The following is a 1,614-nucleotide window of genomic DNA, read 5'->3' on the forward strand; positions in this document are numbered from 1 at the left end:
CGGCGGGTGAGCCAGGCTTGGGTGCCCGCGGGGCCCGCGACGCGGCGGGCGGTGGCGAAGCCGAAGCGGTTGAGCCGTTCCGCGTCCCGCTCGGTGGCCGTGTAGGCGACCACGGCCACCGACTCGCGGTCGGCCACGGCGAGCCCCGGGGCCAGCAGCCCCGTCGCCCGCCGTTCGTCCCATCCGGCGCCGAGCAGGCCGCCCGTGGTGAGCGTCAGGTGCCGCTCCCTCGGCCTGACCGCCTCGAAGGCCGCCCTGGCACGCCGCCCGGCCGCGGCGACGACGGCGACGGCCAGCAGCGCGATCCAGGTCAGGGCGACCAACCGCCGCCGTTGGTAGGAGAACTGGCCGAGTCGTTGGAGAAAGGTAGCCATGAGCCGCGTTTCCCTGGGGTGTCGTTGTTGCTGCAAAGGCTGATAAATGGGCTGGAGAAGGGCGTGAGGAATCGTCCCGGCGGCCGACGGCCGCCGGGTCTCGTTCCGGGTGGGTGGTGGTTAGGCTCTGAGCCCGAGCGCGGGCAGGATCACGGTTCTCGCGTACTCCACGAGGAAGTCGGTGTCCGGCTGCTCGTCCTCGAACAGTTCGCGGCCGAGGATCGCCCCGAGCACCATGTAGAGCAGGTGCTCGGCGTCCGGCCCGTTCGCCGGCAGTTCGCCGCGCTCCCGGGCCTCGTCCAGGAGCTTTCTGGTGGCGTCCAGTTCCGGCCGGAGCAGCATGTCGCGGAAGGCCGCGAGCAGCTCGGGGTTCTGGTGCATGGCCATCCCGAGCCCCCGCATCAGCCCGGCCTCCTCGTGGAGGCGGCGGCCGGCGAACCGCATCTGCTCCAGCAGCGTCTCGGCCAGCGTGCCGGCCCTGACCTCCGTCGCGATGGGCGGCTTGAGCGCCTTGAGCATGCTCACCACGAGCTCGGCCTTGGTCTTCCACCGGCGGTAGAGGGTCGCCTTGCTGGCGCGGGCGGCGGCGACCTCGTCCATGGTGAGCGCGTCGTAGCCGTGCTCGCGCAGCAGCCGCTCGACCACCTGGTAGATCTCGCGTTCCCGGCTCTCCGACAACCGACTCCGCCGGCCGGCCGGCGCCGCCTGGGTGGTCTCCGTGGACATGGCATCCGCTGTACGAAACTGTTCCGTACTCATGGGGGGCCCGCCCTTAGCGAAACGAAAACGTGCCGATAGTGATGCCCGTCACATTCGCCGGTGTCGCATGATGGAGGCATGCCCGAAGGAGACACCGTCTGGCAGGCCGCCCGCCGGCTCGACGCGGCCCTCGCCGGGCACCCGCTGACCCGCTCCGACCTGCGCGTCCCCCGGCTGGCCACCACCGACCTCACCGGCCGCGCCGTCCTCGACGTCACCCCGCGCGGCAAGCACCTGCTCACCCGCGTCGAGGGCGGCCTCACCCTCCACTCCCACCTCCGCATGGACGGCGCCTGGCACGTCCACACCCCCGGCCAACGCTGGCGCGGGGGCCCCGCCCACCAGATCCGCGCCATCCTGGCCACCGCCGACCACACCGCCGTCGGCTACCGCCTCCCCGTCCTCGACCTCGTCCGCACCGCCGAGGAGCCCCGCCTCGTCGGCCACCTCGGACCCGACCTTCTCGGCCCCGACTGGGACC

Annotated in this window: 2 protein-coding genes and 1 pseudogene; 1 reads left to right on the forward strand and 2 read right to left on the reverse strand. The window is 72.6% G+C overall.

What is annotated here, in order from left to right:
- Nucleotides 1-374: pseudogene (locus E1265_RS36080) on the reverse strand (hypothetical protein); the annotation flags it as partial.
- 120 nt (nt 375-494) lie between these two features.
- Nucleotides 495-1,100, reverse strand: coding sequence for a TetR/AcrR family transcriptional regulator (locus E1265_RS36085; RefSeq protein WP_132935154.1), 606 nt, complete (start codon nt 1,098-1,100; stop codon nt 495-497).
- A 111-nt stretch (nt 1,101-1,211) separates the two neighbouring features.
- On the opposite strand from E1265_RS36085, the gene E1265_RS36090 reads away from it, so the two are divergent.
- A partial coding sequence (locus E1265_RS36090) for a DNA-formamidopyrimidine glycosylase family protein (RefSeq protein ID WP_279571502.1) occupies nt 1,212-1,614 on the forward strand: 403 nt, incomplete at its 3' end.

The organism is Streptomyces sp. 8K308 (assembly GCF_004348315.1).
Taxonomy (GTDB): Bacteria; Actinomycetota; Actinomycetes; order Streptomycetales; family Streptomycetaceae; genus Streptomyces.

What these genes read in the sequence shown, in the direction of transcription:
- E1265_RS36085 (WP_132935154.1), bottom strand. Translation starts at nt 1,100, where the DNA reads ATGTCCACGGAGACCACCCAGGCGGCGCCGGCCGGCCGGCGGAGTCGG.